Below are 26,985 nucleotides of genomic sequence, written 5' to 3' on the forward strand. Positions count from 1 at the left end.
TATAAGCTAAAACTTACCTTTTAAAACAGCGGTTCACCAGCTTCAGAAGCCCATATAAAAGCAGGCCAAAGCCTATTCCCGCCGTCAAGCTCCCCCACAGGGGAACCAGCATCAAAGTAAAAACTCCTGCCAAGACAGATATATTATCATTAATTGGCAAAAATTTCAAATCCAACAGCAAACTGCACCCGGCTCCTATCACCGAGGCGGCAAAAATAACCGGATAATCCTTAAGCTCCATCATCATGGGGCCACAAAACAGCAGTAAAAACAACAATATGGCGGTAACACCTGCTGATTTGGCCGGATTCCTGTTTCCACTGCCACAGGCAGCCGATACCTCAGCCACGCTCATGGCTCCCCCGGCCAGCAGTCCCCCCACAAGGGAACCAAGGCCATTGGCAGCCAGCAGTCTTCCTTCATTTTCCTTCATGGCCCCGGCCACCGCCAGTCCATCGAATACTAAAATGAGAAATACCACTGCCACAGAGCATATCAGTTCAAAAATTCCGGAAAAATTCAACTGAAATGCGGTATCTGTAAAGCCCTCCGGCACAGAAAAAAGATATTCCGGAAGGGTCACCAGACCATTTATCAGGGCCATGGCCACTGCCACCAGCAATCCTACGGCCATCCCCTTCTCCTTATGGTGACTCAAAAAAAGCATCACTGCCAAAAAGCTCACCAGGGTAATGATAACCAGCGGGTCATAAAGACTTCCCATGCCGGTTACATGAAAGGGATCCCCAATGACCAGCCGCCCCATTATAAGTCCATTATATATAAGGAAGATTCCCATGGAGGCTGGAATAATTGCACCAAGATACGGGGGCAGAGCCTCCAATATTTTTTGGCAGCAATTTCTATGGCGTAGCAGCAATACCAGCAGGCCGGCCACCATTGGCACTGCCATGGCCTCCTGCCAGGTGAAGCCCTGACAGATGACCAGATCATAGCACAAATAACTGTTAATGACTATGCCCGGCGCCACTGCCACCGCCAGCCGATAGTAGGCTGCCACCAGTGTGCCCACCAGAGAGCTCAGCACCACTGCCGTGTATGCCCCATTAAAGGGAACGCCGGCCTTCTGCCACATAATGGTAACTACCATTATATTTATCAAAATCAGTGTGAAGTTGATTAAACCTGTCATATATTTCACACCTCAAAAATAAATCAGCCTATAACATGGTCATAGACTGGTTTATTATTTATCCATAACATTAATGGAGTTCGGCTCGTCTTCATCCAAGTCCTTGTCCAGAACTGTCTTGCCAAATACAGTGAGGGTATAATACAAGCCCACGAAGAACGGCAGATATTCTGCTATAAAGCGCCAGGATACCGCCAGAATGCCTACAGTACCCGATGGCACGCTTTCACTGAAGAGATAGACAAAGCCACCCTCGGCAATGCCGGAGCCTCCCGGTGTCGGGGAAAAATACAGCAAAATGTTCAGGAACATCATGCGTCCCATGACGGTAAGCCAGTCCACCGTGGCTCCCAGCCCCAGCATGAGGAACGGAACCACCATATAAATAAAAATCAGGCTCAGACCGGATTCAAAGAACACCCGAATCATGGATTTCGGGGAAGAAGCCAGCAGGACAATTGCGGACTTGCTGTCCCGATACATATCGATAAATTTCCGGCTCCATTTCCGCGGCAGCTTCCGGGTTATCCTGACAGCCAGATAATCAAAGGCATTTCTGCGAATGCCATAGGCTGCTATCAGCATCAGCAGCGTTGCCGTTCCGGCCACATAAACCATGACGGCATTGGAAACCCCCGGCAGTATGCCTTCATCATGCAAAAAGATAAATGGCAGACAGCAGGCCAGGAAAAAGATGGATACCACAGTGCGGACCAGGGCCAACACTGCAGCCTTCCCCCCTGGAACCCCGGCACGGCGCAAAAACATGACCTGGGCAATGGCCCCGGCCGCCGCTCCCGGCCCCAGCATGGCCAGAAAATAATTACCAAACACCACCTGCACGGCCTGTTTCAAGGTAATATTTTCCCCGGAGATCTTCACCATGTGCATTAATCTGGTTCCATCCAGCACAAGACCAATGGCCATGGCCAAAATGGCCATCCCCACGGACCAGGGCTGAAACATATATAAATTGGTTATAGTGTTTATATCCACCGTAAAGTAAATTACCGCACTGGATATTACCAGAACCAATAGGAATAAGCATAATATACGCCCATAAACCTTATTCATTCAGCAACTCCTTAAAAAGAAATCAGCTATATTATATCACAACAAATAAATGCTGTCTTTCATGCCAATATTCAGCCTTTAATCCACATACTCCTCATGGCTGGCATAGGCACTATGGTTATGGATGCTCTCGAAATTGTCACAGTCCAGGGCAAACCACTTGATACCATTCAGCTGACGCAGGGCAATAACCCCGTCTCTTAAAATATCCTCAACGAATTTTGGATTATCGTAGGCTTTTTCGGTAACGTATTTCTCATCCTCTCTCTTTAGCAGAGGATAAACCTGGCAGGAGGCCTGCTGCTCCATGAGGGCCACCAAATCCTCAATGAGAATACATTCATGCTCATCATCAAAGGCAACCCTGACATCCATAACACCACGCTGGTTATGGGCACCGTATTCGGAAATTTCCTTGCTGCACGGACAGAGGGAAGTGTACGGAACCTTAACCCCAAGGGTAAACTGCAGTGGCTTTTCCCGTTCCATGAACCCATCAAAGAAGCAGTCCACATCCAGCACGGATTTACGCCCGCTCACAGGAGCAAAGCGGTCCACAAAATATTTAAATTCAATGCGGATAGCCGCCGTCTCTGCCTGAAGCTTGTCCATGGCTTCCTTTAAGATATCCGCCATTTCCGGCTCAGCAATAGGCTTGCTGGTCCACTTGTTGAGGATTTCCTGAAACCGGCTCATGTGGGTTCCCTTGTATTCCATTGGCAGGGAAACCGTAAAGCTGATATTGGCCAGCACCTGCTGATAGTCTCCATCCTTGGTTTTAATCAGCAACGGAAGATGGGCATCCCTTATGCCTACCTTCTGAATGGCTATGCCACGGTTGTCGGAACTATTTTGTACATCCTTCATAAATACACCTGTTTACATATTTTCATATTCAACCGGGTCAACCACACCGGCTTCCTCGAAGCCCCGCAGGCGCAGCTTGCAGCTGTCGCACACACCACAGGCCTTTTCGCCACCCTTGTAGCAGCTGTGGGTAAACTGCAATGGAGCTCCCAGCTTGCTGCCCAGCTGAACAATGTCCTTCTTGGAAAGGTCCTGCAACGGGGTTTCTATCTTAATATTGCGTCCATCGGCAGTGCCGGCCTTGGTGGCAAGGTTGGCTGTTTTCTGGAAGCTGCCGATAAATTCCGGACGGCAGTCCGGATAGCCGGAATAATCAACTGCATTCACACCGATAAATACATGGTCTGCCCCTATAACCTCAGCATAAGCCATGGCATAGCTGAGGAAAATCATATTGCGGGCCGGAACATAGGTGATTGGAATATCCTCTGCCCCATGCTCAAAATCACCATCCGGAACCTCGATATTATCATCCGTCAGGGCTGAACCGCCAATTCCTTCCATATTTGTTTCTATAATAAGGTGCGTCTTGACGCCGTAGAATTCGGCCACCTTTTTGGCACCCTCAAGCTCAATATTATGACGCTGGTGATAGTTGAAGCTGATAGGATATACCTCCATGCCCTTTGACTTGGCCACTGCCATACAAACTGTGGAATCAAGACCACCAGACAATAAAACAACTGCTTTTTCCATTATGCAACGCCCTCCTTACCCGACGCAATGCAGCTTACGAATGGCCTCAGGAATATCCTGTGCCTTATAGACCGCTGAACCGGCCACCAATACATCAGCCCCGGCTTCTGCCAGTGCCCTGCAGTTATCCACGGTTACACCGCCGTCCACCTCAATCTCAGCTTTACTGCCGGCCTTCACCAGCATGGCCTTTAGACGGGCAATTTTATCCAAGGAATTTGGAATAAACTTCTGGCCGCCGTAGCCCGGATTTACGGACATAATAACCACCATGTCCAAATCATCCAGCAGCTCCTCCACCATGGAAAGGGGAGTACCAGGATTAAGACAGATACCCGCCCTGCAGCCCGCTGCCTTGATGGCCTGCAGCACCCGATGAGGATGCTTGGCTGCTTCCACATGAAAGGTGATGATATCTGCCCCCGCCTTGGCAAAGGACTCAATCTGGGTTTCCGGATGCTCCACCATGAGGTGTACATCGAAAACCGCCTTGGTAACCGGGCGGATAGCCTTTACTATCAAGGCTCCCAAAGTAATCTCCGGAACAAAGGTACCGTCCATTACATCTATATGTACATAGTCAGCGCCTGCTGTAATTACCTTGTCGACCTCCTGCCCCAGATGGGCAAAATCCGCCGATAAAATTGATGGCGCAACCTTAGTCATTAATATGCCTTCTTTCTTTCCAATATACTCTGCAATATATTCAAATACGCATCGTAGCGCTCCTGACTTATAAGCCCCTCGGCCAGTGCCTGCTTTATTCCGCAGTTTGGCTCATGGCTATGGGTACAGGTATTATAATAACATTTTTCCATAAGGGGTCTGAATTCCGGGAAGTAGTTGCCCAGCAACTGCTTGTCCAAATGCTCCAGCTCTGCCGCACTAAAGCCCGGGGTATCCACCACGATACCGCCGCTGGCTACTGGCAGCAGACAGGCTGCCCGGGTTGTATGCTTGCCCCGCTTTATCTTTTCACTGATAACCCCTGTGGTCAGTGACAAATTGCTGTCAATGGCATTCAAGAGAGAGGACTTTCCCACGCCGGATGGGCCCGCAAAAGCGGTAACCTTCCCCTTCAGAAGCTCTCTCAGCTCCTCTATCCCCTGCTGTTCCCGGGCTGAGGCAAAAATTACCTTGTAGCCCGCATCCACATAAGGCTTAATAAATTCATCCGCCTGCTCCGGCAATAAATCAGTCTTGTTAAGACAGATTACAATTTCCGGAATATCCGACCATTCGGCCAGCACCAAAAAACGGTTTAACAGCAGGCTGTTCATATCCGGCTCTCTGACTGCAAAGGTAATAATCACCTGGTCAATATTGGCCACGGAAGGACGGTGAAGCAGGGTCTTTCTCGGCAGTCGCTTTTCAATAACGCCGGTGCCATCACCCAATAGCTCGTACTCCACCCTGTCGCCGGTTACCACCGAGCCCTTGATGCGCTTGATACGCCCCCGCAAACGGCAGGACAACAGCTCCGGGTCCCGGGACAGCAGCTGTCCCTCCTCCAGCACGTAATAAAATCCATTATATGTTTTTATAACCTGACCTGTTGGCATGTATTTTTCCTTTACAAATTCACTATTACGGCTTTACGACTTCATCAGGGGAGGTTTTCTGTGCTTTCTTCCCCGTGTCAGTTGGCTTGGCCGGAGCCTGGGCAGCCTGACCGCTGGAAACAATGATGTTCACAGCGCCGCCCTCCTTGACCTCAGAGCCTGCTGCCGGAGACTGTCCGATGACAGTGCCCTTTGGCTGTGAGCTGGTCTGTTCCTTTACTGTGCCCAAGGTCAATTTATTGGCTGCCAGATTGGACTTAACGCTGTCCACAGACATGCCGGAATAATCCGGAATGGTCACACCTGTTTTCTTTGGTCCCTTGCTGACGGTGAAATCAACGGTCTGTCCCTTGTGCACCTTGGAACCGTTGCCAGGATCCTGTTTCAGCACCGTTCCGGCCGGCTCATTGGATTCTTCCTCATAAACCGCCCCGATTTTCAGTCCCATCTTATTCAGCTTGGCTTCCGCATTGGAACGGGACATGCCCTTCAAATCCGGCATGGTCAGCTCCTCGCCGCCCTTGCTGATATAGATGGTAACCTGGCGCTGCTCCTTGACCATGATACCCGCCTCAGGATACTGGGACACCACCTGTCCTGCCGGCACATTGGCATCGTAGGCCTCAGCAACCTTAACACGCAGATTCTTTTCCTCCAGCATGTCACGGGCTATTTCCACCTGACGGCCTACAACATCAGGCACCTCCACCTCAACGGAGCTCCAGAAGTTACCAAAGGACAGGAAGGAGCCGGCAAAGAAGCCCAAAATCAGGATAGCCACCAGACCAAGGATAAATTTCTTGGTTTTGATGAGCTTCTTCAGTGAACCCTCGTCATCCTCCAAATCCTCGTCGTAGCCATCATCATATCCATAATCATAATCCGCACCGCCATATGACTGTGCCGACTGATTCTGTTGCAGCATCTCCGGAGTAACCCGCGGAATAACCTGTGTAGCAAACGGATCATCCGCTGCAGCAGGAGTGCTCACTGCTACACTGCCGGATTTCCCCTGCATCATGGCCAATGCCTGGTCCAAATCCACATACATATCAGTACTGGTTGGACGCAGCATAGGGTCCTTGTTCATGGCCTTCTGAACAATGGCCTCCAATACGGCCGGCACAGATGGCTTTATCTGACGAATAGGAACAGGCTCCTCCTGCAGATGCTTCAAGGCAATGCTGACAGAGGTCTCACCGTTATACGGCAGGGTACCCGTCAGCATCTCGTAGAGTACCACACCAAGGGAGTAAACATCGGACTTGGTGGTAATGGCCGTACCCTTGGCCTGCTCCGGGGAAAAGTAATGAACGGAGCCCATTACGTTGCCCCCATAGGTCATGGTGGATGAGGAAACCGCTCTGGCAATACCAAAATCAGTAACCTTAATATGGCCATCATCCATAATCAGTATATTATGAGGCTTGATATCACAATGCACAAGATTGTTCTTGTGGGCAGCCTCCAGAGCACAGGCCAGCTCCCTGGCAATGCGGGCAGCCTCCACCGGCTCCAGACAACCATTTTCCTGAATATATTCCTTCAGAGTATGGCCAGCCACGTATTCCATAACGATAAAGTGACTGCCCTCGTCCTCGCCTACATCATATATATTAACAATATTCTGATGGGTCAATTTGGCCGCACCCTTGGCTTCACGATGGAATTTCTCAATAAATTCCGCATCGTTGGCAAACTGTGCATGAAGGATCTTTACAGCAACAGAACGATCCAGCAGTTTATCATGGGCCCGATATACATCAGCCATGCCGCCGCCACCGATATGTTCCTGAATTTCATAACGTCTTGCTAAAACGCGTTCTATCATGCCATATCCTCCTACCTGTCTCTTAAAGCTGTAATTATCTGACGGGCGATAGGAGCTGCTACAGTTCCACCGCCACCACTATTTTCAACTATAATGCAAAAGGCTATCTTTCCCCTTGGAAGCTCAGCTGCACCAATAAACCAGCCGTGGTCCTTCCCCTGGGAATTTTCTGCAGTACCGGTCTTGCCAATAACCCGGACACCGGAAACTGCCGCTGCCCCACCAGTACCGTTATTTACAACATTCTCCATAAAGCCGCCAATTATGTTGGCCCGCTTGTCGGAGGTAACCTCCAGCCACTTTGATGGAGAGGCCTTTCTGATAACCAGTCCTACCGGAGAAATCACTTCCTCCACCAGATATGGGGTCATTATCCTGCCCTGATTTACATAGGCGCTGGCCAGCATAGCCATGCGGAGAGGTGTTACCAAAGTTTCACCCTGGCCTATGCCAACCTGGGCAGTATCCCCATCCCCCAGCTCAGAAAACCGGGGAAGATGACACTTGCTTTCATTGAATTCACTGTTTATAGGAGTAGTGAAGCCAAACCTTTCAAAGGCATTTTCCAAACCCTTGCCGTGCATCCGCATGGCCAATGTACCAAAGGTAACATTACAGGATTCTGTCAAAGCATCCTTCAGGGTAAGATTATCCCCATGAACTGCCCCGTGGCTTTCACCAATATATTCATTGCCAACCTGCAGCTTGCCGCTGCAGTTGAACTTCTCATTTAAGTCAGTAACCTTTTCATCAAGGGCCGCATCAGCTATCAACACCTTTATGGTGGAGCCTGGCGGATATAGCCCCTGGGTGGCCCTGTTTAAAAGCGGGCTGTCCTCCCTGTCTGTAAGGCTCTTCCAATTGGCCTCCACATCCGTAGGGTCGATGGCCGGCTTGCTTACCATGGCTATAATAGCTCCGGTTTCCGCATTCATAACCACCACGGCACCACGGTTATTTCCCATGGCATTGTAGGCCAGCTCCTGAATATCTGCATCCACCGTCAGCTTTACATTATTCCCCTGGGCAGTCTGCATGGCCTGGCCAATTGGCCCCAGCATCTGTAACTGCTGTGATTGCCCCGTAAGGTCATTGCCCTCCACAGACTCAATGCCATCACTGCCGATGGCCTCCCCCAGATATCCTGTTACCGGGGCCATAATATCACCATAGGGATAGCTTCGTTCCCCCGGTGCCGAGCTTGTTGCCAGCTCCTTGCCATTTATGTCCAGAATAGCACCCCGGACTATATCCAGTGCCGCATTTCCCCGACGGTTCATGGGATTTGCCGCCAGAGACGGGGCCGCTACAACCTGCAAGTAAACAATATATCCAAAGAGGCATAGAAAGCATACCATCATAAATATACTGCAGTGCAAAATATATTTTTTTATATCTTTATGCCCCATGAATCTTTTCCTTCTTTGATAATGATAACAAGAGACCAATCATAATAAAGCCTGATACCATGGAACTGCCGCCATAGCTTATGAATGGAAGGGTAATGCCCGTAAGGGGCAGAAACTTGGTAACGCCGGCAATAATGATAAAGGCCTGTGTAAACAGGGCGATGGAAAATCCAGCCGCCACCAGGGTATGCAGCTCCTTTTTACAATTCATGGCAATCATAATGCCACGATAGAAAAACATCACATACACCATCATAATGGCTGTACAGCCAAGAAGTCCCAGCTCCTCAGCCACAGCGGAAAAAATAAAGTCAGTGTGAACCTCGGGAATAAGCCCCGGATGTCCGTGAGTAAAGCCTGTTCCCCAGACTCCCCCGGCTGCAAAGGCAAACAGTGACTGAACCACCTGATAGGCCTGTCCCGCCGGGTCAGCCCATGGGTCCAGCCAAATATTGAAGCGCACCTGCACATGGGAGAAAAACGCATAACTCACCAATGCTCCCAGTCCAAAGAACAGCAGGGCAATAAATACATAGGATTTATTGCCGGTGCCCATGTAGGTCATAAACACCGCCATGCAGAAAAACAGAAGGGCCGAGCCCAGATCACGCTGGACCACAAACATGAGAATTGCAATGCCCCAAATTACCAAAAGTGGGGCGATAAATCTGAGGGGTGGCAAGTCCAAAAACAGAAATTTCCTTCTGGCTCCTGCCAGCATTTCCCTGTGATCTGATAAAAATGCTGCCAAAAACAGCACCAGTAAAATCTTGCCAAACTCGGAAGGCTGGACAGAAACAGGTCCCAGAACCAGCCAGTTCTTGCTGCCGCCGATTTCCACGCCGAACAGCAGTGACAGGCACAGCACCACCAGGGTGCAGATACCCAGAATGTACTGATATTGCATCATATTTTTAAGCTGGCGGGAAAAGTACAATACACCCACCATAACCAGCATACCAATCATCAGCCATCGCAGCTGTGGTATACAAAGTATGGGCTTCAGTCTTGCCAGCATTATTATGCCGATACTTGAAAAAAACAGCACCATGGGGAAAACCCATATATCGTTGCTGTATTTACCCTTCATGAGAAAAAGCTGAATGGCAATACCCATGACAGCCGCCCCCAATGCCCAGGGAACAGGTGAATAATCTATTTCAGGATACTGGTTCAGTGCAATGATACCCAGACCAGCAAACATAATCAAAAAATCCACTGCCACCAAAAGCAGGCTCTTACTCTTCATTATATTCCACCACTATTGCCGAAATATTATCAAAACCGCCACCGGCCTTGGCCAGCTCCACCAGTGCTTCAGCCTTATCCTGGCAATCCACTGCCTCAAGGATTGTCTGAATGGCAGGCAGGGTTACCATATTGGTAAGTCCGTCGGAGCAAAGGAGAAAAGTATCCCCATTCCTAAGTGCCAGCTCGCCGGTATCCACCTTTACCACCGGATCGACACCCACGGCCCGCAACAGCATATTCTTATTTGGATGATCTGCAGCCTCATCAGCGGAGATACTGCCGTTGGCCAGCAGCTCAGCCACGTATGTATGGTCGTTGGTTATCTGCCGCAGCTCACCTTTTCTCAGGCGATAAAGCCTGCTGTCTCCCACATGAGCCCAAAACGCGGACCTTTCCCCAATATGGAGAATTGTGGCTGTGGTTCCCATGCCACTCTTTTCAGGATTTTCCTTGGTACAGTCATATATGGCCTCATTGCCGTCCACCACCAGATAGCGCAAGCCATCCTGGTCAAGGACCGCATCCCCGGAGGACAGTCTGTTTTCCACCGTGGCCGTAAAAATATGGCTGGCGATTTCACCGGCCACATGACCACCCATACCGTCGGCCACCACAAATACATCCTTTGGGCCCACTAATATGCTGTCTTCATTAAGCTCTCTCACTAAGCCAATATCAGTAGCCTGACTAACCCTTAGCAAATCCATCACCTCCCGAACTCAAATGTGGCAGAGCCTATGCTTATCAAGTCTCCGGACTGTAAATAATGACGCCCCGTAATGGCTTCATTATTGACATAGGTTTTGTTGACACTGCCCATATCCTCTATAACATATAAATTATTTAAAAGGGCTATTTCCGCATGATGGTGGGAAGCAAAGCTGTCGTTAAGCACGATGTCGTTATCATTGCCCCGCCCAATACTGATATGGTGGGAAAAGGCAAACCGCTGGCCCACCATATTGTCATCTGAGGATTCCAGCACGGTCAGTACCGCTTCCTCATTGGAAATTTCCGTTACAGCATATATATCTTCTACCACAGGCTGGCTGTCCTTTTTCATGAATTTCATCAGCTTGTAGACGAAATACAATAACAGGAGCAGCAGCCCATATTGAAGGACAATGCCCAATATCTTAATTGCAATTGCAGTTCCCTGCATATCAAATCACCTCATACACCAGCACCGTCTCACCAATTCGTATTTCATCCCCGGTGTGAAGCAGCTGTGGTGATACTACCCTTTGTCCGCCGACAAAGGTACCGTTCAGGCTTTCCGCATCGTAAAGGATATGGCGATGTCTTTCATAGGTTATATACGCATGGACTCTGGAGGCATTGGTATCAGTCAGAATAAAGTCATTGTTGACCCGTCGGCCGATATATATCTGCTTTTCTCCAAACTCCAGATAGGAATCTATATCCGGCCCCTCAATGGCCAAAAGGCTTACCGTCTTGTATTCCACCGGCAGATTAAGGGGTGGCTTGAATTCTGATTTATTCAGCACGATGGTATGGCACTCCGGCACCTCCACCGGATGCTCCATTTCCCCATAGCTGTCATCCACAAAGGTGCCCTTCACCTCACAGGTGCCCTTTTTGAATTCCTCATTGGCATTCAAGGTTATTTCCAGCTGACCATCCATAAAGCTGTCGTTGGAAATGACCATTTTTTCCACCATGACATAAAGCTCATCCAGGAACCGGCGGGCACACAGCCGCTGATAATCCTCGGGAGCCATCTCTATATAATAAAAATTAGGCACAACCAGACCACCCTGACTCTTGCGCCTTTTTCTGGTTATTTCACGCTCCAGCTGCTTTATGACCTCAGTTGGTTCCAGGACACTGCTCAGCTTGCGGTTGAAAAAACCCTCTATCTTTTTTTCCAGAAAAGACTCCAAATTGCCAATAGACATGTGAAAAGTCCTCCTATACCTTGCTATCCCTTGCCATGCCTTAATTTTACCTCTTAAAGCACTACAAGTAAATACGTTAATAGGCTCAAAAAACGGCAATCAGCCCTTGTCAAGATGCCTATTTCTCAGCTGCCCACAGGCCGCCTGAATATCATTGCCCATTTCCCGGCGTACCGTCACCGTTATATGGTGCTTGGCCAGATATTTCTCAAAGAAATCAATCCGCTCCAGTGATGGCCGGTTCCAATTCCGCTCCACCACAGGATTTATAGGAATGAGGTTAACACTGGCCAGCTGCCCTTTCAGGAGATTTACCAGCTCCTGGGCCTGCTTGGCATTATCGTTAACCCCGTCAATAAGGATATATTCATAGGTTACCCGGCGATGGGTCTTGTCTCCATAGTCCCCTCCGGCCTTTACCACATCCGCCATAGGATACTTGCGGTTAATTGGCATCAGCTCGGAGCGCAGCTCATTTTCCGGTGCGTGAAGGGAAATTGACAGATTAACCGGTATCTCCTCCGCCGCCAGCCTATAAATATTAGGCACAATGCCGGAGGTGGAAAGGGTTATGCTGCGATAGCTCATACCCAGACAGTAATCCTCATGGAGAAGCCGGATATATTTTAATACATTATCATAGTTGGTCAGGGGTTCCCCCGAGCCCATAATGACAATGGTATCCACCTTTTCCCCGGACTTGCTGAGCAAATCATTTATGTAGTAGGTCTGGGCCAGCATTTCCCCTGCTGTCAGATTACGCACCATGCCATGAAGGGTGGAGGCGCAAAAGGCACAGCCCATGTTGCAGCCGGCCTGGGAGGATACACAGATGCTGTTGCCATAGGGCTGGCGCATCAGCACTGTTTCCACACCTACACCATCGGAAAAGTTAAGCAGAAACTTGGAGGTCCTGCCGTCGGCTGAATCCAGCTGATCCACCCTGGCCGCCCTGTCAATGACACATTCTGCTGCCAGCTTTTCCCGCATGGCCTTTGGCAGATTCTGCATCTCATTAAAGTCTGTTACACTCTTTTTGTACATCCAGTCCGCCAGCTGTTTGCCCCGGAACTTGGGCATTCCCCACTCCACCAAAAGCTCAGTGAGTTCTTCCAATGTTTTGCCGAAAATATTTATCATAATGGTTATTTTCTCCTCATACAGGCAATGAAGAAGCCGTCTGTACCATCCCGCTGCGGATACAGCTGCACCATTTCATCCTCCCGTGGCACCGGCAGTCTTTCCCCGGCATGCTCCAGGGTAAACTCTTTGGCCTTTTCCAAAAAGGCCTTGACCACATCCTGATTTTCCTCAGGAGCAATGGTACAGGTGCTGTATACCAGAAGTCCCCCCGGCTTTACTGCTGCCGCCGCACTTCTGAGGATTTCCAGCTGCAGCTTGGGCAATTCCTTTAACAGCTCCGGGGACTTGCGCCAACGGGAATCCGGCTTTCTTCTTAGAACCCCAAGGCCGGAGCATGGCGCATCCACCAGCACCCTGTCCGCCTGCTGCGGGAATTCCTGCCAGATTTCTCTGGCATCCATCAATAACGGGTCAATAATGGTAATCCCGAGACGCTCAGCGTTGCTTCTCACCCGCTCCAGCTTATGGTCGTACACATCACAGGCCACTATGCGGCCCCGGTTTTCCATCATGGCCGCCATGTGGGTTGTCTTGCCCCCCGGGGCACTGCACACATCCAGCACCAGCTCCCCCGGCTGTGGGTCCACCACATGGGCCACCAGCATGGAGCTTTCATCCTGCACCTGGCAATAGCCATCCTGCAGCACCTGCAAATCATCAAGGGAACCATGGGACTTCACAATAACCCCCTCAGGAGCAAGCTCTGACTGCTGACAGTCAATTCCCAAGGAAACCAGCTGCAGCATGAGCTCAGAGCGGTTAGTCCTTAAAGTGTTGGCCCGCAGGGAAAGTGGGGCCTGCTCATTATCAAAGGCACAGAGCTTTGCCGCCTCATCATAACCAAATTCCTTTATCCAGCGGCGAACCAGCCACTCCGGGTGCTGCTCCGTAAGAGCCAGCTGCACAGTGGCATTGCCCTTTCCTTCGGGGAAGGCTCCCTTTTCCGGCTCTCTGACCATGGTCCGCATAACACCGTTGACAAACTTGGCTACTCCCGCATGGCCAAAGCGCTTGGCCAGCTCCACGGACTCATTGCAGGCGGCTGATGCCGGCACCTTGTCCATATATTTCAGCTGATACACGCCCATGCGCAGAATATCCCTGATAATCGGGCTTACCTTGCTGAGAGGCCGATTAATATACTTTCGGATTATCCAGTCCAGGGTTTCCCCGGCCTTGATAGTGCCATAAACAAGTTCAGTAACAAAACGACGGTCCATATCAGACAGACCGCCCTTCCGCAGCTCCTTGGCCAGAGCTACATTGGCATAAGCCTCCTGTTCATGGACCGCATTTATAATTTTTAAAGCCCTTTCACGTGCTTTATCCATTCAATTCTCCTTTTCCTGAGGGATTAAATCAGACTCAGGCAAATCTATGATTTCCATAATGGCTCTTTTAAATTCTTCAATATCCACCTTGGTGTTGAAGCAAGGCCCATTAGGGCGAATATTCATAACCCCGACAGACGGTATCGGGTAAACATCCTGAATACCGCTGGCCAAATCCCGCTCACAGGCTACAGCTACCACAGCCTGTGGTCTTATTTCCATGACCTTCTGACGGGCCAGGGTACCGCCCGTAACTACAAAAAAGTGAAAGCCTATCTTTTCAGCCAGAGTCACCAGATCGCCAATATTACAGCCCCCGCACCGTTTACAGTTACTTGGGTCCGTGGTAATACGATGTGGGCAGGTGTGCAGCTGCAGACAGTGAGGAGTCACCACCAGCAGCCTGTCTGCCGGCACCTTTAAGTTGCGGTTTCTCACAATGGTATTGCTGACAGCCACATAGGACGCCTCAATACGCCGCCGGTCAATACCAATGATTTTACCAGCGGACAAAACGATATAATACAAAACATTCAGTAATTTGTAGGTCTGTTTCTTGAAAATAGTCGGCAATGGCCAGCCCTTGACACCAAACAGCATACCCAGGATGCCAAAGCCCACCAGAAACAGAATGCCAATCATGGCCGCCGCAAAGGCCGGGGCCAAATGGGAATTTATATTATTAAGACCCGGAAGGGTAATAAACCAGACTCCGGCACATACTATGAGCATTATCACATAGGTAATGCACAAAAGACTGATAAACAGCCGCTTCTTGGCCTTTTCTGCCGTAAATTTCATACTCTTTCCTCTGGGGTATTACTACGTCAGTTAAAAACTGCACCCAGGCTTACGCCATTTCCCCGAACAAAATCACCTGCTGCCATACGCTTCTTGCTTGGTGGCTGAATTTCAGTAATCTCCACAGCCCCCTGTCCGGCAGCTACAACAAAGCTCTTTTTGGTAAGCTCCAATACCTCTCCCGGCTTGCCCGACATATCATCGCGCACCTTGGTCCCCCATACCTTGTAGTTCTTTCCATCCAACATGGTCCAGGCCACCGGCCAGGAATTGAGACCCCGCACCAGATTGTGAACCTCCTGGGCAGTTTTGCTCCAGTCAATATGACCAGTTTCCTTGGTCAGCATGGAGGCATAGTTGGACAGGCTGTCATCCTGCTTCTCCGGGGTAATGGTTCCTGCTGTCACGCCATCAACGGTATCTGCCAGCAATTCCTTGCCCATAACTGCCAACTTATCATGGAGCTCCTCAGTGGTCATATCAGGGGTAATCTCCACCTTGCTCTTTAAGAGCATATCGCCGGTATCCAGGCCGGCATCCATCATCATGGTAGTAACGCCGGTTTCCTTTTCGCCGTTGATAATGGACCAGTGAATCGGTGCCGCCCCACGATAGCGGGGCAGCAGTGATGCATGGACATTCACGCAGCCCAGACGGGGAATATCCAGAATTTCCTGGGAGAGAATCTGGCCAAAGGCCACCACCACTATCAAATCCGGCTGCAATTCCTTCAGTCTTGCCACACAGTCAGGTGTCTTGATTTTCTCCGGCTGCCAAACTGGCAGATCATATTCCAGTGCCTTCACCTTCACCGGGGAAGGAGTCAGCTTCTGGCCTCTTCCCTTTGGTCTGTCCGGCTGAGTAATAACCGTTAATACTTCAGTCTTTTCCTGCATCACTTCCAGACAGCCCACGGCAAAATCCGGAGTTCCCATGAAAACTGTTCTTAATCTGCTCATGCCTTTTCTCCCTGTTTAATGGTCTTGGCCACATCAATAAACAAAGTACCTTCAAGATGGTCCAGCTCATGCTGGATGCAACGGGCCAACAGCCCCTTGGCAGTCAAATGCTTCTTCTTGCCCCAACGGTTAAGATAATCCACGCTGACCTTCTCTGCCCGCTCCACATCACCAAATACATTTGGTACACTGAGGCAGCCCTCCTGGCCTATCTCGGTGCCTTCGCGGCGGGTAATCACAGGATTCACCATTTCCAGCAGGCCGTTGTCGTCACCTACATCAATTACCACCAGACGGATGGACTGGCCAATCTGAGGTGCAGCCAGGCCCACGCCATCAGCCTTGTACATGGTCTCAGCCATATTCTCCATAAGCTTTCTGAGCTTGCTGTCAACCTTCTCTATGGGAGCGGCCACCTGCTTTAATACAGGGTCGCCAGCTTTTACTATATCTAACAGTGCCAATATAACACCCTCCTATTTTTCTATATCCGTCTAATTTTATCACATTATGCAAGGAAAGTCCAAAATAAGCCCCACGAAAGCAATAAAAAGGGAGCACTGAACAAATAAGCTGCACAGTGCTCCAAAAATATTTCTAGGGGTTAGCTATAGTAAGCAAAGGTGTGTATCACTCTTTGCCAGCCAAACGCTTGTAATTTGCCAATCTGGTTTCGGCATCCTTCTGAGTCTTCTCAAAGAGAGCATCAGCAGCCTCTGGGAATGCACGCTTCAAGCTGTTGTAGCGAACCTCGCCCATGAGGTACTCCTGGAACTTGCCGAAATCTGGCTCCTTGGAATCAAGGCTGAATGGATTCTTGTCGGTGCCAACCAGCTCTGGATTGTAGCGATAGTTAGCCCAATAACCGCACTCAACAGCACGGGCAGCTTCCATCTGGGACTTGCCCATACCAATCTTGATACCGTGGTTGATACATGGTGCATAACCAATAATGAGGGATGGTCCTGGATAAGCCTCAGCCTCAGTGATAGCCTTCAGTACCTGGTTCTTGTCAGCACCCATGTTAACCTGTGCTACATATACATAACCATAGGACATGGCCATCATGCCCAAATCCTTCTTCTTGGTCTTCTTACCGGTTGCTGCGAACTGAGCAATTGCTGCAGTAGGAGTAGCCTTGGAAGCCTGACCACCAGTGTTGGAATATACCTCAGTATCGAATACGAATACATTTACATCCTCACCGGAAGCAAGTACATGATCCAGACCGCCGTAGCCGATATCATAAGCCCAGCCGTCGCCGCCGAAGATCCACTGGGAACGCTTAACCATGAAGTCGCGGTTCTCGTAAATCTTGTTCAGCAGTGGGTCGTCGCCCTTCTCTGCTTCCAGAGCACCAATGAGGTTCAATGAACGCTCGCGGGTGCCTTCGCCGAGATTCATGTTATCCTTCCAGTCAACCATTGCATTCTTCAATGCATCGGAAATCTTGCCGGATTCAAGAGCCGCAGTCACGTCAGCTGCCAGAGCCTCACGAACTGCCTTAACACCCAGGAACATACCAAGACCATATTCAGCGTTATCCTCAAAGAGGGAGTTAGCCCAGGCAGGACCATGACCCCAAGCATTCTTGGTGTATGGCATTGCAGGAGCAGAAGCACCCCAGATGGAGGAGCAGCCAGTAGCGTTGGCTACCATCATGCGGCCGCCAAAGAGCTGAGTGATGAGCTTGGCATAAGGAGTCTCACCGCAGCCTGCGCACGCACCGGAGAATTCCAGACATGGAGTCTCGAACTGGGAGCCCTTAACAGTAGTCTTCTTCATAGGGTTAGTCTTAGGGCTAACCTTTACGCCATAGTCAAATACAGCCTGCTTGTCAAGCTGGGTAGCGATAGGCTTCATAACCAGGGCCTTCTCCTTGGCAGGACAAACCTGAGCACAGTTGCCGCAGCCGGAGCAGTCCAGAGCAGATACAGCCATGGTGAAGTTCAGGCCCTTGGTACCAAGTGCTGGCTTGGAGGTAAAGCCCTCTGGTGCAGCATCCTTTTCCTCATCAGTGGTGAGAACCGGACGGATAGCAGCATGTGGGCAAACAAAGGCGCACTGGTTACACTCGATACACTTGCTGACATCCCACTCAGGAACATTGATGGCGATACCGCGCTTCTCATAAGCAGCAGTGCCGGATGGGAAGGTACCATCAGCATGGGCAGCCATCTGCTTAACAGTAATCTTGTTGCCCTCCTGACGGTTAACAGGCTCAAGAATCTCCTTAACATAAGCTGGAACATCAGCCTTGCCGTCAGCCTCGGCATCCTTGGCATCAGCCCAATCAGCAGGAACATTTACCAGATGCAGGGCATCAATACCGGCATCAACAGCGCCATTGTTCATATCAACGATATTCTGGCCCTTCTTGCCGTAGGAAGTTACGATGGCATCCTTCAGATAGCCAACAGCCTTCTGAAGTGGAATAATGTCAGCCAGCTTGAAGAATGCGGATTGCATTACCATATTGAAACGTCCGCCCAGACCCAGATCCTGAGCGATCTTAACTGCATTTACAGTGTAGAACTTAATGTTGTTCTTGGCGATAAAGCGCTTCATGGAAGCCGGCAACTTCTCGGACAGCTCCTCATCAGACCACAGGGTATTCAGCAGGAAGGTACCGCCTGGCTGCAGTCCTGCCAAAAGGTCATACTTATTTACATAAGACTGCTGTGAGCAGGAAATAAAGTTGGCATTATCAATAAGATATGGTGATGCGATAGGAGACTTACCAAAGCGCAGGTGAGACATGGTAATACCACCGGACTTCTTGGAGTCATACGCAAAATATGCCTGAGCATACAGATCAGTCTTGTCACCGATAATCTTGATAGCGGACTTGTTGGCACCTACAGTACCATCGGAGCCCAGACCCCAGAACTTGCAGGCAGTGGTTCCCTCCGGAGTGAGGTTAACATGCTCTGGATATGGAGCCAAAGAAGTATTGGAAAGATCATCAACAATACCAATGGTGAAGCCGTTCTTTGGTGCATCCTTCTTCAGTTCCTCAAATACTCCCAGAACCTGAGTAGGAGATACATCCTTACCACCCAGACCATAGCGGCCGCCAACAATCAGTGGATGACGGTCACTTGCATAGAATGCAGTGCGTACATCCTGATACAATGGCTCACCAAGAGCACCTGGCTCCTTGGTACGATCCAAGGTGGCAATCTTGGTGGCAGTGGAAGGAATAGCCTTCAGGAAATGCTCTACGGAGAATGGACGGAAGAGATGAACTGCAACTGCACCAACCTTCTCCCCCTTGGCGTTGAGATAATCAACACATTCCTGGAGAGTCTGGTTAATGGAACCAATAGCGATAACTACGCGCTCAGCATCCTTGGCACCGTAGTAATCGAAAATATGATGCTCACGGCCGGTAATCTTGGCCATCTGACCCATAGCCTCTTCCACGAGCTCAGGCAAAGCATCATAAGCCTTGTTTACAGCCTCACGGCCCTGGAAATAAATATCATCATTCTGGGCAGTACCACGAATAACTGGATGGTCAGGATTCAAGGCGTTACGGCGGAAAGCATTTACTGCATCCCAGTCAAGAATCTTGGCCAGATCATCATAGTCAACCAGTTCAATCTTCTGAATCTCATGGGAGGTACGGAAACCATCAAAGAAATTCAGGAAAGGAATCTTGCCCTTAATGGCAACCAGATGTGCCACAGCTGCCAAATCCATAACCTCCTGTACAGAGGACTCTGCCAGCATAGCCACACCAGTCTGGCGTGCAGCCATAACATCCTGATGATCGCCAAAAATATTCAGGGAAGAAGTAGCCAGAGCACGTGCCGATACATGGAATACGCCTGGCAGCATCTCGCCGGAAATCTTGTACATATTCGGAATCATCAACAGCATACCCTGAGAAGCAGTGTATGTGGTGGTCAGGGCACCAGCCTGCAGGGAACCATGAACTGCACCTGCAGCACCAGCCTCGGACTGCAGCTCAACAATGCGTACCTTCTGACCAAAAAGGTTTTTCTGGCCCTTTGCAGCCATCTCATCAACATGCTCTGCCATTGGTGAAGATGGGGTGATAGGATAGATAGCAGCCACATCGGTAAATGCATAGGACACGTATGCCGCAGCTGTATTACCATCCATAGTCTTCATTTTTTTGCCCATACTTGATTAACTCTCCTCTCGTTACACAAAATTCAGCAAACAAATCAAGTGCCGATAACATCTATAACAATTCACATATAAATGTTTTACAAATTCATTATACATCTAACCATTTGTTTTGTAAAATATTTCGCTTTTTCTTTTTATTTTTGCACAAATGAAAAGAAAGCAACCTTTTCTTGAACATAATTTCATTTTTTGAACAATAATCATCAGACAAATGTGTTGGATTTGTACATTAATAACAGTATTCACCACCTGCAAAATGGCAATAAAAAAAGCTGGATCCGAAAATCCAGCTTTTGAATGCAATGGTCGGAGCAGCAGGATTCGAACCTGCGACCCCCTGGTCCCAAGCCAGGTGCTCTACCAAACTGAGCCATGCCCCGTTGTCGACCTTTTGTCGCGTCAACATCGATAATGATACTATAATCGCCATTGCTTGTCAACAATTTTTTCTAAACTATTTTAAAAACCTTATTTCTGCCAATAATCCAGATTGTCAGTAAGGCCAATATCCTGGGCATAGAATACAGGATCCTTGCCTGCATCCCTCTGCTCCTCGTAGTTGTTGAGGCAAGCCATAGCCTGCTTGCCCAAAATAACGATTACAGGCAGGTTGATGATGGCCATGCAGCCCATGAGCACATCGGCCAGATTCCAAAGCAGATCCATGCTGAGACCGGAACCAACAAAGATTACCAGTGCAGCAAATACACGATAGATGGTCATGAACAGCTTGCCAGGCACCTTGCCGTTTACATAAGCCAGGCAGTTGTCTACATAATAAAGATTACCCAGCAGAGTTGTGAAGGCAAAGAGCAGCATGGAAACTGTGAGGAAGATACCGGCACCGGAGCCAAGAGTAGCATCCAGAGCAGCCTGCACAAATGGTGCACCTGCCAGCTCCTTGGTAGGAGTTACGCCGGAGCTCATGCACAGGAAGGCAGTTGCGGTACACAAAATCATGGTATCAATAAATACGGAGAACATCTGAACCAGACCCTGTTTTACTGGATGGGAAACATCAGCAGCGGCAGCAGCATTTGGTGCAGAACCTACACCGGCCTCGTTGGAGAACAGACCACGCTTGATACCGAACATTACGCAGGAACCGGTGAAGCCACCAAAGATGGCCTGGAAATCAAAGGCCTGGGTAAAAATGGTATTGAATACACTTGGCAGCAGGCCAATATTCATAACAACCACAATAAGGGCAACCAATACATAGATCAGGCCCATGAAAGGAACCAGTGCGGAGTTGGCCTTGATGATACGACGGCCACCGCCAAAAATGCACCATCCTACAAGAACGGCCAGGATACCACCAATAACCCATGGTGTGCTATCTGGGTTGTAGAATGCAAAACCGGAGAAGGTGGACTGGAGATTATATGCACACAGCATATTAAAACCAATACCATAAGTACAAATCAGCGCCAAGGCAAAGATGATTGCCACGAAACGGTTGTGCAATGCACTCTCGATATAGTATGCAGGGCCACCATAGCTGGCATGCTCACCACGCTTCTTGTACACCTGGGCCAAAGTACTCTCAACGAAAGCAGCACCGCCGCCCAGGAAGGCAGCCAGCCACATCCAGAACATGGAGCCAAAGCCACCAAGGCAAAGTGCAGTGGATACACCGATAATGTTACCAGTACCTACACGGGAGGCAGTGGATACCATCAGAGCCTGGAAGGAAGAAACCTTCTGGCCCTCTTTCTTTTCCATGATAACCTTCAAGGTTTCACCGAAAAGACGGATCTGGATGAACCGGGTCCGCAGGGTGTAATAAAGGCCTACACCCAAAATCATGACAATCAGCAGCTTGCCATACATAAAGTTGGAGATTTCTCCAATTAAAGCATCTAACATTTTCTTATCTACCCCTTTTCTTAATAAAAAATAAAAATATCAAATTCCCTCTCCTTATTCAGGGAAAAAATCTGCCAGTGTTTCCTTGTCCTCCGGTTTGCCAAAATAGGAGCCAATGAGGAACAGCACAAGGGAAACCGTTATGCCAATGGTAATCTGGTGCAGGCCCATAATCTTGTATCCCATACCCTGCGCCAGACAGTACAGCACCGTACCCCCTACCATGGACAGCATGGCACCGGTTTTGTTGGCCTTACGCCAATACAGCCCCAGCAGCAGAGTCCAGAAGAATGCCGTTTCCAAACCACCAAAAGCAAACATATTGATAAGCCAGATAAGGCTCGGTGGTGTCATGGCAATGAAAAATACAATGGCACCAATAACCGCAGTAGCCAGCATGGACAGCATACGCAGCTTGCCATTGCCCGGAGTATTGCCCTTTCTCTCCTGCCGATGAAGATAAATATCCTTGATAATAGCTGATGAACCTACCAGCAGCAGACTGCTGATGGTAGAAATGCTGGCGGACAACGGGCCAATAATGGCGATGCTGGCCAAAGAAGCCGGCATAGCTGTCTCCACCAACCGTGGAATAATGCTGTCCGTTCCACCATAATCAGCCGGTGAGCCGGTCATTACCCCCTGCCCCAAAATACCGGTAAAATTGATGCCGATATTCATAAAGCCTACCACAAAGGTACCGATAAGCATGGCCCGAACCAGACTCTTGTTGTTCTTAAAGGCCAAGCCACGAACCACAGACTGAGGCAATGCAATGGTACAGATACCTACCAAAATCCACTGGGTCAAATACAGACCATAAGGCATCTTGCCGCCGGACAGCGGCTCCAGCATATCAGGACGGTTGGTTTCCAGATGGGCCACAATGCTGTCATAGCCCCCGCCAACCTGCAATACATAATATACCAGCATAACGATGCCGATCATCATCATCACGGCACAGCAGGTATCCGTGATGGCTACCGCCCGAAAGCCGCCGATGGTGGTATATACAACAACCATGGCACCAAAGAGCACCAGCCCCGTTACATAGCTGTAGCCCGTAACTGCCTCAAAGAGCTTGGCACCACCCACAAACTGTGCCACCATAGTGGCACAGAAAAATAAAACTATGATAAAGGCAGAAATCTCTGCCAATAAATCCGACTTGTAACGATGACGGATAATATCCACCACTGTCACCGCATTAAACTTGCTGGCCAGCAGGGCCACCCGCTTGCCAAAAATACCCAGCACAAGAAATACTGCCGTAACCTGAACTACGGCCATATATACCCAGCCAAAGCCCACATTCCAGGCCACACCGGGGCCACCAACAAAGGAGCTTACGGAGCTATAGGTTGCCACCGTAGTCATGGCCAATACAAAGCCGCCCAAATCACGGTTGCCAATGAAATAGGTCTTGACGAAATTGTTCATCAAACCGGCATTTTGCTGCTGATATCGGATAAACACACTGATGCCAATCATGAACACCATATAGCCCAAAAGTGGCAGCAGCTGACTAAAATCACCATTCATGGCTGTCCCTCCTCTCCGGAAGGGTTAGCATCCGTTTCCAGGTCAATGTCCTTAAATACCAGTGAGGTCAGGAGCTTCACCAATACCATGGCAAAAATCCACACCCCGAAGGTTCCGGTCACCGCCCACAATGGCAGGCCAAAGAGCTTCACATCCACCCCGGCCAGGCCAAAGCCGGCAAACAGCCAAAAGACGATTAATACCAATAAGGTAATACCAGTCCACATTGCTTCCCGTCTTATCTGGAAGTATTTTTCTTTTTCTGACATATTCAACACCTTTCTGTAGAACCCGGCTCCAATATCTAACCGCCCATGGGTCAGCCGGTGTCCTCAACATATAAGATTATACTATCTGGAGTGGACATTATCAATATATTAGCCATAACCTTACTGTATAGTGTAAATCGGCCCTTATTCTGCTATCTTGCTTTTCTTGAATCTGGCAAAAATTTCATCGATTTCCGGCCCTGTCAGCTGATACTTCTCCACCAGCTTGTCCGCCAAAGCCTTGATGGCCTTCTTGCCCCCCTTGATGATTTTTAGGGTATTTTCGTACTCCTGTTGAATAATCTCGTTGGCTTCCTCATAAACCGCCACCGCCGCCGGACTTACTGACAGGGTTTCCAGCGGAATATAGGCCCGAAGCTTTCTGCCCATGCCCAGATTGTTGACCATAAGCACAGCATGAACCGTGGCATTTTCCAAATCCCCGCTGATACCGGCATTGATGCCCTCCTTCTCGCCGAAGAAAACCACCTCCGCCGCCCGGCCTGCCAGGCTTACCCGAATTTTGTCTATATACCATTGACGATTATAGTTTTTGCTGATTTTTTCATTAACCTTTGGCTTGGTATAGCCACCGTATTCCTCACGGCCAACGATAGTTACAAAGGATGACTGCTCTCCGGTTAGCCACAATAAATACGCATGGCCCGCCTCATGGACTGCTGTGGCAAAATAATTGATTTCCTCCCACTCGTGCTTTTGACCAAAGGTCAGCTCATCCAGAGCATCCGACAGAATATCGCTGTCCACCTCTTTTTGCTGCTTCAGGGCCATACGGGTGGCCAGGGCAATAAAATCATTAATATCCGCAATACTGTGGCCAAATACCCGATCCGCTATATTATTAATGATAGAATCCGGAATGGTGGTTATCCCCTTATTTTCCAAGGCCTTCTTGATGCCCGCAATACGCTCATCCCGGTCCGGCAGCTTCACATAAATCTTGTGCTCCAGCAGATGCAGCAGCTCCGGGTCAAGATCCGAATTTTCGTCAGATACCGTGGAATGAGTCCAGTTCATGGTGCCCACAAACAGCACCGGAGAACCGCAGCTCTTGATATCCTTTATTCCGTTAATAATAGTTCTGACCGCCCCAAGGCCACAGGCCTTTATGAGCAGGTCAAACTTCTCAATAAGAATAATGGACGGAGCTTCCCGAACAGCCTTTTCAAACAAATCCTTTATAAGCTCGCAGGCCCCCTCAGGAGTCAAATCCGCCAGGCGGGATGGGGTTATCATCAAAAGATTGGCCTCGGATTCCGTAGCCAAGGCCCGGGTCAAGGATACCTTTCCCGCATCAGCAGAACCAAAAAGCAGCACGCCCCCCGGCACACTGTGATACTTCATGACAAAGGCCTCCGGATTGACCAGATATTCCTTTAAGTATTTCAAATCCTCCTTGGCACTGGTGCCGCCCACAATATCATCAAAGTACCGCGGTTCCTTGTATTCCTCCAGATACTCGTCCACCGGGTCCGGCCCCTTCAAGTTTTCAAACTCAAAATCGTAGAAAATAACCTCGGCGGTCTTGCCATCCTCCGACAACCGCTGGGCCGTATTGTATTTTACAATCAAATCCTCTTTTTGCAGGGCATCATAGGTCTTCTGAATAAGAATATCCCGGGCAATGAGCAGCATTTCCGCCTGAGCACCCTCACTGTCAATGGACAAATCGACGGTTCCCCGAGCCCCCTTTTGCCTAAAGGTAAAGTAGTCCGCCAGGGTGATATTGTCGTGTTTAATGAGATAAACCGGCAAGGTTGGCAAATTTTCCCGAATAATTTCAAAGACCCCAAGGCCCACAGACACCTCATCATCAAGACTCAGCACGTTGAAGCCCCGGTCCTCCACGCCTTCCATGAGGTCCACCACCACAAAGGACAGATAGGCCTCGGACAATACCTTCACTGCCTCATCAAGATTCTGAACAAAAATATAATCTATGTAGTCATTTTCTGTTAAGCACTGATATTTCTTCTGGTCCGCCACCAGCAGCACCTGAGGCTTTTCCTTGTAGCTAAAAAGAGTAGCCATTGGACTGTCCGGCTCCGGCCGTTCCACGGAAAAATTAATCTTCTGGATTTTGGTCAGGGCCTTCGGATCCAGATGACGGCTCAGCTCATAAAACTCATTTTTTAAAAAGGCCCGGCTTAAGGGCAGCACCGAATTGGCATCTATCATGTCGCACTGATTAAATAGGCACAAATTCAGCATATCCGGGTCAAGATCCATATCGTAGCCGTATTCCTTCTTCACTTCCCCAGCAAAGTCCCAGAAGCCCTGCTCCATGAGCTCCAGCAAATGATTTACCGCTAAATCCTTAAAGAAAATAATGCTTTCATTATTAAAATATTCATAAAAGAACAATAATGGAAAATCTGACTCCTCCAGCTCTTTGGCAAAGGAACCCAAAATAACCGATTTTGGCAGCATGGAACCAAGGGCGTCATTTAAATACAGTTCCGCCCCCACATGGGTAGTAAAAATAATCAGATTATCCCCATAGGATATTTCCTTGTTTCTGGTCTTGTCCACCACCCGGCCGGTTTCAATAATCTGGCTGATGGCTGAAACCACCTTTGGGCTGGCCTTTTCAATATTTTTTAACAGCAGAATGCCCCTTGGATTTTCCTCCACAAAACGGGAAATCCGGCCAGCCTCCTTGTTGCCGCTGACCGTATTCACCAAATCCTCCGCAAAGGTTTCTGCCGCATTTACATCCAGATTGACCTCCAAAATCTCCCGCTTCAAAACATCTGCCGTAATATAGGCCAGCCGTGACTTGCCGCTGCCCGGTGGTCCCGACAGGAGAAAGATATTGTTCAGGGCCTGGCTGGAGGTTTCCGGAATAAACTCCCCCTTGAACACCCCCTGCACAAAATAATGAATGGCCTCATCCTGACCCTTTATATTAGCGCTCAGAGTCTGATAAAGGAGCTTCGTGTTCTTGGACAGCTCCGCCAGCTTCTTTTTCTCTTTTCCGGTCATAATATCACTCCCTCTGACCCATTGGTATTCTATCTTTTAATTGTTTATTTCTTTATTATGGGGAGAATATCCTTTTTTATTCCTGCCATACCCATATTAAAAAGGCCAGAGCGGTTGATACACCACTCTGGCACACAAAAAA

Annotated in this window: 22 protein-coding genes and 1 tRNA gene; all 23 read right to left on the reverse strand. The window is 49.2% G+C overall.

The features are described 5' to 3' along the window. Window positions 1-13 precede the first annotated feature (13 nt). Window positions 14-1,153 carry a hypothetical protein gene (locus D081_RS09025; RefSeq protein ID WP_085023863.1) on the reverse strand — a complete coding sequence of 380 codons (1,140 nt, stop codon included), beginning with the start codon at window positions 1,151-1,153 and terminating at the stop codon, window positions 14-16. Between the two features lie 54 nt (window positions 1,154-1,207). Further along, window positions 1,208-2,227, reverse strand: a complete 1,020-nt coding sequence (locus tag D081_RS09030) for a lysylphosphatidylglycerol synthase transmembrane domain-containing protein (protein WP_085023864.1) — start codon at window positions 2,225-2,227, stop codon at window positions 1,208-1,210. 78 nt (window positions 2,228-2,305) lie between these two features. Continuing rightward, window positions 2,306-3,094: a GTP cyclohydrolase FolE2 gene (gene folE2 / locus D081_RS09035; RefSeq protein WP_085023865.1), complete on the reverse strand. Its 789-nt coding sequence runs from the start codon at window positions 3,092-3,094 to the stop codon at window positions 2,306-2,308. Window positions 3,095-3,106: 12 nt separating this feature from the next. After that, the gene (queC, locus tag D081_RS09040; protein WP_085023866.1) at window positions 3,107-3,790 is read right to left on the reverse strand and encodes a 7-cyano-7-deazaguanine synthase QueC; all 684 of its coding nucleotides are present in this window, start codon (window positions 3,788-3,790) and stop codon (window positions 3,107-3,109) included. A 15-nt stretch (window positions 3,791-3,805) separates the two neighbouring features. Beyond that, window positions 3,806-4,456, reverse strand: coding sequence for a ribulose-phosphate 3-epimerase (gene rpe, locus D081_RS09045; RefSeq protein WP_085023867.1), 651 nt, complete (start codon window positions 4,454-4,456; stop codon window positions 3,806-3,808). Further along, a complete protein-coding gene (gene rsgA, locus D081_RS09050) occupies window positions 4,456-5,352 on the reverse strand; it encodes a ribosome small subunit-dependent GTPase A (RefSeq protein ID WP_085023868.1) in 897 nt (298 codons plus the stop codon). Before rsgA ends, rpe begins: the two co-directional genes overlap by 1 nt. 25 nt (window positions 5,353-5,377) lie before the next feature. Further along, window positions 5,378-7,183: a Stk1 family PASTA domain-containing Ser/Thr kinase gene (gene pknB / locus D081_RS09055; RefSeq protein ID WP_085023869.1), complete on the reverse strand. Its 1,806-nt coding sequence runs from the start codon at window positions 7,181-7,183 to the stop codon at window positions 5,378-5,380. 11 nt (window positions 7,184-7,194) lie between these two features. Beyond that, window positions 7,195-8,502, reverse strand: coding sequence for a penicillin-binding protein 2 (locus tag D081_RS09060; RefSeq protein ID WP_233127468.1), 1,308 nt, complete (start codon window positions 8,500-8,502; stop codon window positions 7,195-7,197). 79 nt (window positions 8,503-8,581) lie between these two features. Next, window positions 8,582-9,841, reverse strand: coding sequence for an FtsW/RodA/SpoVE family cell cycle protein (locus D081_RS09065; RefSeq protein ID WP_085023871.1), 1,260 nt, complete (start codon window positions 9,839-9,841; stop codon window positions 8,582-8,584). Then, window positions 9,831-10,550 (reverse strand): Stp1/IreP family PP2C-type Ser/Thr phosphatase, encoded by a 720-nt coding sequence (locus D081_RS09070; protein ID WP_233127469.1) that lies wholly within the window; start codon window positions 10,548-10,550, stop codon window positions 9,831-9,833. The genes D081_RS09065 and D081_RS09070 overlap by 11 nt, the downstream gene beginning before the upstream one ends. Next, the gene (locus tag D081_RS09075; protein WP_085023872.1) at window positions 10,550-11,005 is read right to left on the reverse strand and encodes an FHA domain-containing protein; all 456 of its coding nucleotides are present in this window, start codon (window positions 11,003-11,005) and stop codon (window positions 10,550-10,552) included. The genes D081_RS09070 and D081_RS09075 overlap by 1 nt, the downstream gene beginning before the upstream one ends. 1 nt (window position 11,006) lies before the next feature. Continuing rightward, window positions 11,007-11,762: an FhaA domain-containing protein gene (locus D081_RS09080; protein ID WP_085023873.1), complete on the reverse strand. Its 756-nt coding sequence runs from the start codon at window positions 11,760-11,762 to the stop codon at window positions 11,007-11,009. Between the two features lie 99 nt (window positions 11,763-11,861). Then, entirely contained in the window at window positions 11,862-12,902 is a 1,041-nt protein-coding gene (rlmN, locus tag D081_RS09085; RefSeq protein ID WP_085023874.1) for a 23S rRNA (adenine(2503)-C(2))-methyltransferase RlmN, read from the reverse strand. A 5-nt stretch (window positions 12,903-12,907) separates the two neighbouring features. Then, window positions 12,908-14,236, reverse strand: coding sequence for a 16S rRNA (cytosine(967)-C(5))-methyltransferase RsmB (gene rsmB / locus D081_RS09090; protein ID WP_085023875.1), 1,329 nt, complete (start codon window positions 14,234-14,236; stop codon window positions 12,908-12,910). Then, window positions 14,237-15,037, reverse strand: a complete 801-nt coding sequence (locus D081_RS09095) for a DUF116 domain-containing protein (protein WP_085023876.1) — start codon at window positions 15,035-15,037, stop codon at window positions 14,237-14,239. A gap of 26 nt (window positions 15,038-15,063) precedes the next feature. Next, a complete protein-coding gene (gene fmt, locus D081_RS09100; protein WP_085023877.1) occupies window positions 15,064-15,996 on the reverse strand; it encodes a methionyl-tRNA formyltransferase in 933 nt (310 codons plus the stop codon). Further along, window positions 15,993-16,460 carry a peptide deformylase gene (gene def / locus D081_RS09105; protein WP_085023878.1) on the reverse strand — a complete coding sequence of 156 codons (468 nt, stop codon included), beginning with the start codon at window positions 16,458-16,460 and terminating at the stop codon, window positions 15,993-15,995. The genes fmt and def overlap by 4 nt, the downstream gene beginning before the upstream one ends. Before the next feature lie 166 nt (window positions 16,461-16,626). Next, the gene (gene nifJ, locus D081_RS09110; RefSeq protein WP_085023879.1) at window positions 16,627-20,148 is read right to left on the reverse strand and encodes a pyruvate:ferredoxin (flavodoxin) oxidoreductase; all 3,522 of its coding nucleotides are present in this window, start codon (window positions 20,146-20,148) and stop codon (window positions 16,627-16,629) included. A 312-nt stretch (window positions 20,149-20,460) separates the two neighbouring features. Next, window positions 20,461-20,537 (reverse strand) — tRNA-Pro (locus D081_RS09115). Window positions 20,538-20,625: 88 nt separating this feature from the next. Beyond that, entirely contained in the window at window positions 20,626-22,026 is a 1,401-nt protein-coding gene (locus D081_RS09120; protein WP_085023880.1) for a sodium:alanine symporter family protein, read from the reverse strand. Window positions 22,027-22,080: 54 nt separating this feature from the next. Then, a complete protein-coding gene (panF, locus tag D081_RS09125) occupies window positions 22,081-23,568 on the reverse strand; it encodes a sodium/pantothenate symporter (RefSeq protein WP_085023881.1) in 1,488 nt (495 codons plus the stop codon). Continuing rightward, window positions 23,565-23,837 carry a YhdT family protein gene (locus tag D081_RS09130; protein ID WP_085023882.1) on the reverse strand — a complete coding sequence of 91 codons (273 nt, stop codon included), beginning with the start codon at window positions 23,835-23,837 and terminating at the stop codon, window positions 23,565-23,567. Before D081_RS09130 ends, panF begins: the two co-directional genes overlap by 4 nt. Before the next feature lie 144 nt (window positions 23,838-23,981). After that, window positions 23,982-26,843, reverse strand: coding sequence for an AAA family ATPase (locus tag D081_RS09135; RefSeq protein WP_085023883.1), 2,862 nt, complete (start codon window positions 26,841-26,843; stop codon window positions 23,982-23,984). Between the last annotated feature and the right edge of the window lie 142 nt (window positions 26,844-26,985).

Origin of the sequence: Anaerovibrio sp. JC8, assembly GCF_002100115.1 — a bacterium.
Taxonomy (GTDB): Bacteria; Bacillota; Negativicutes; order Selenomonadales; family Selenomonadaceae; genus Anaerovibrio.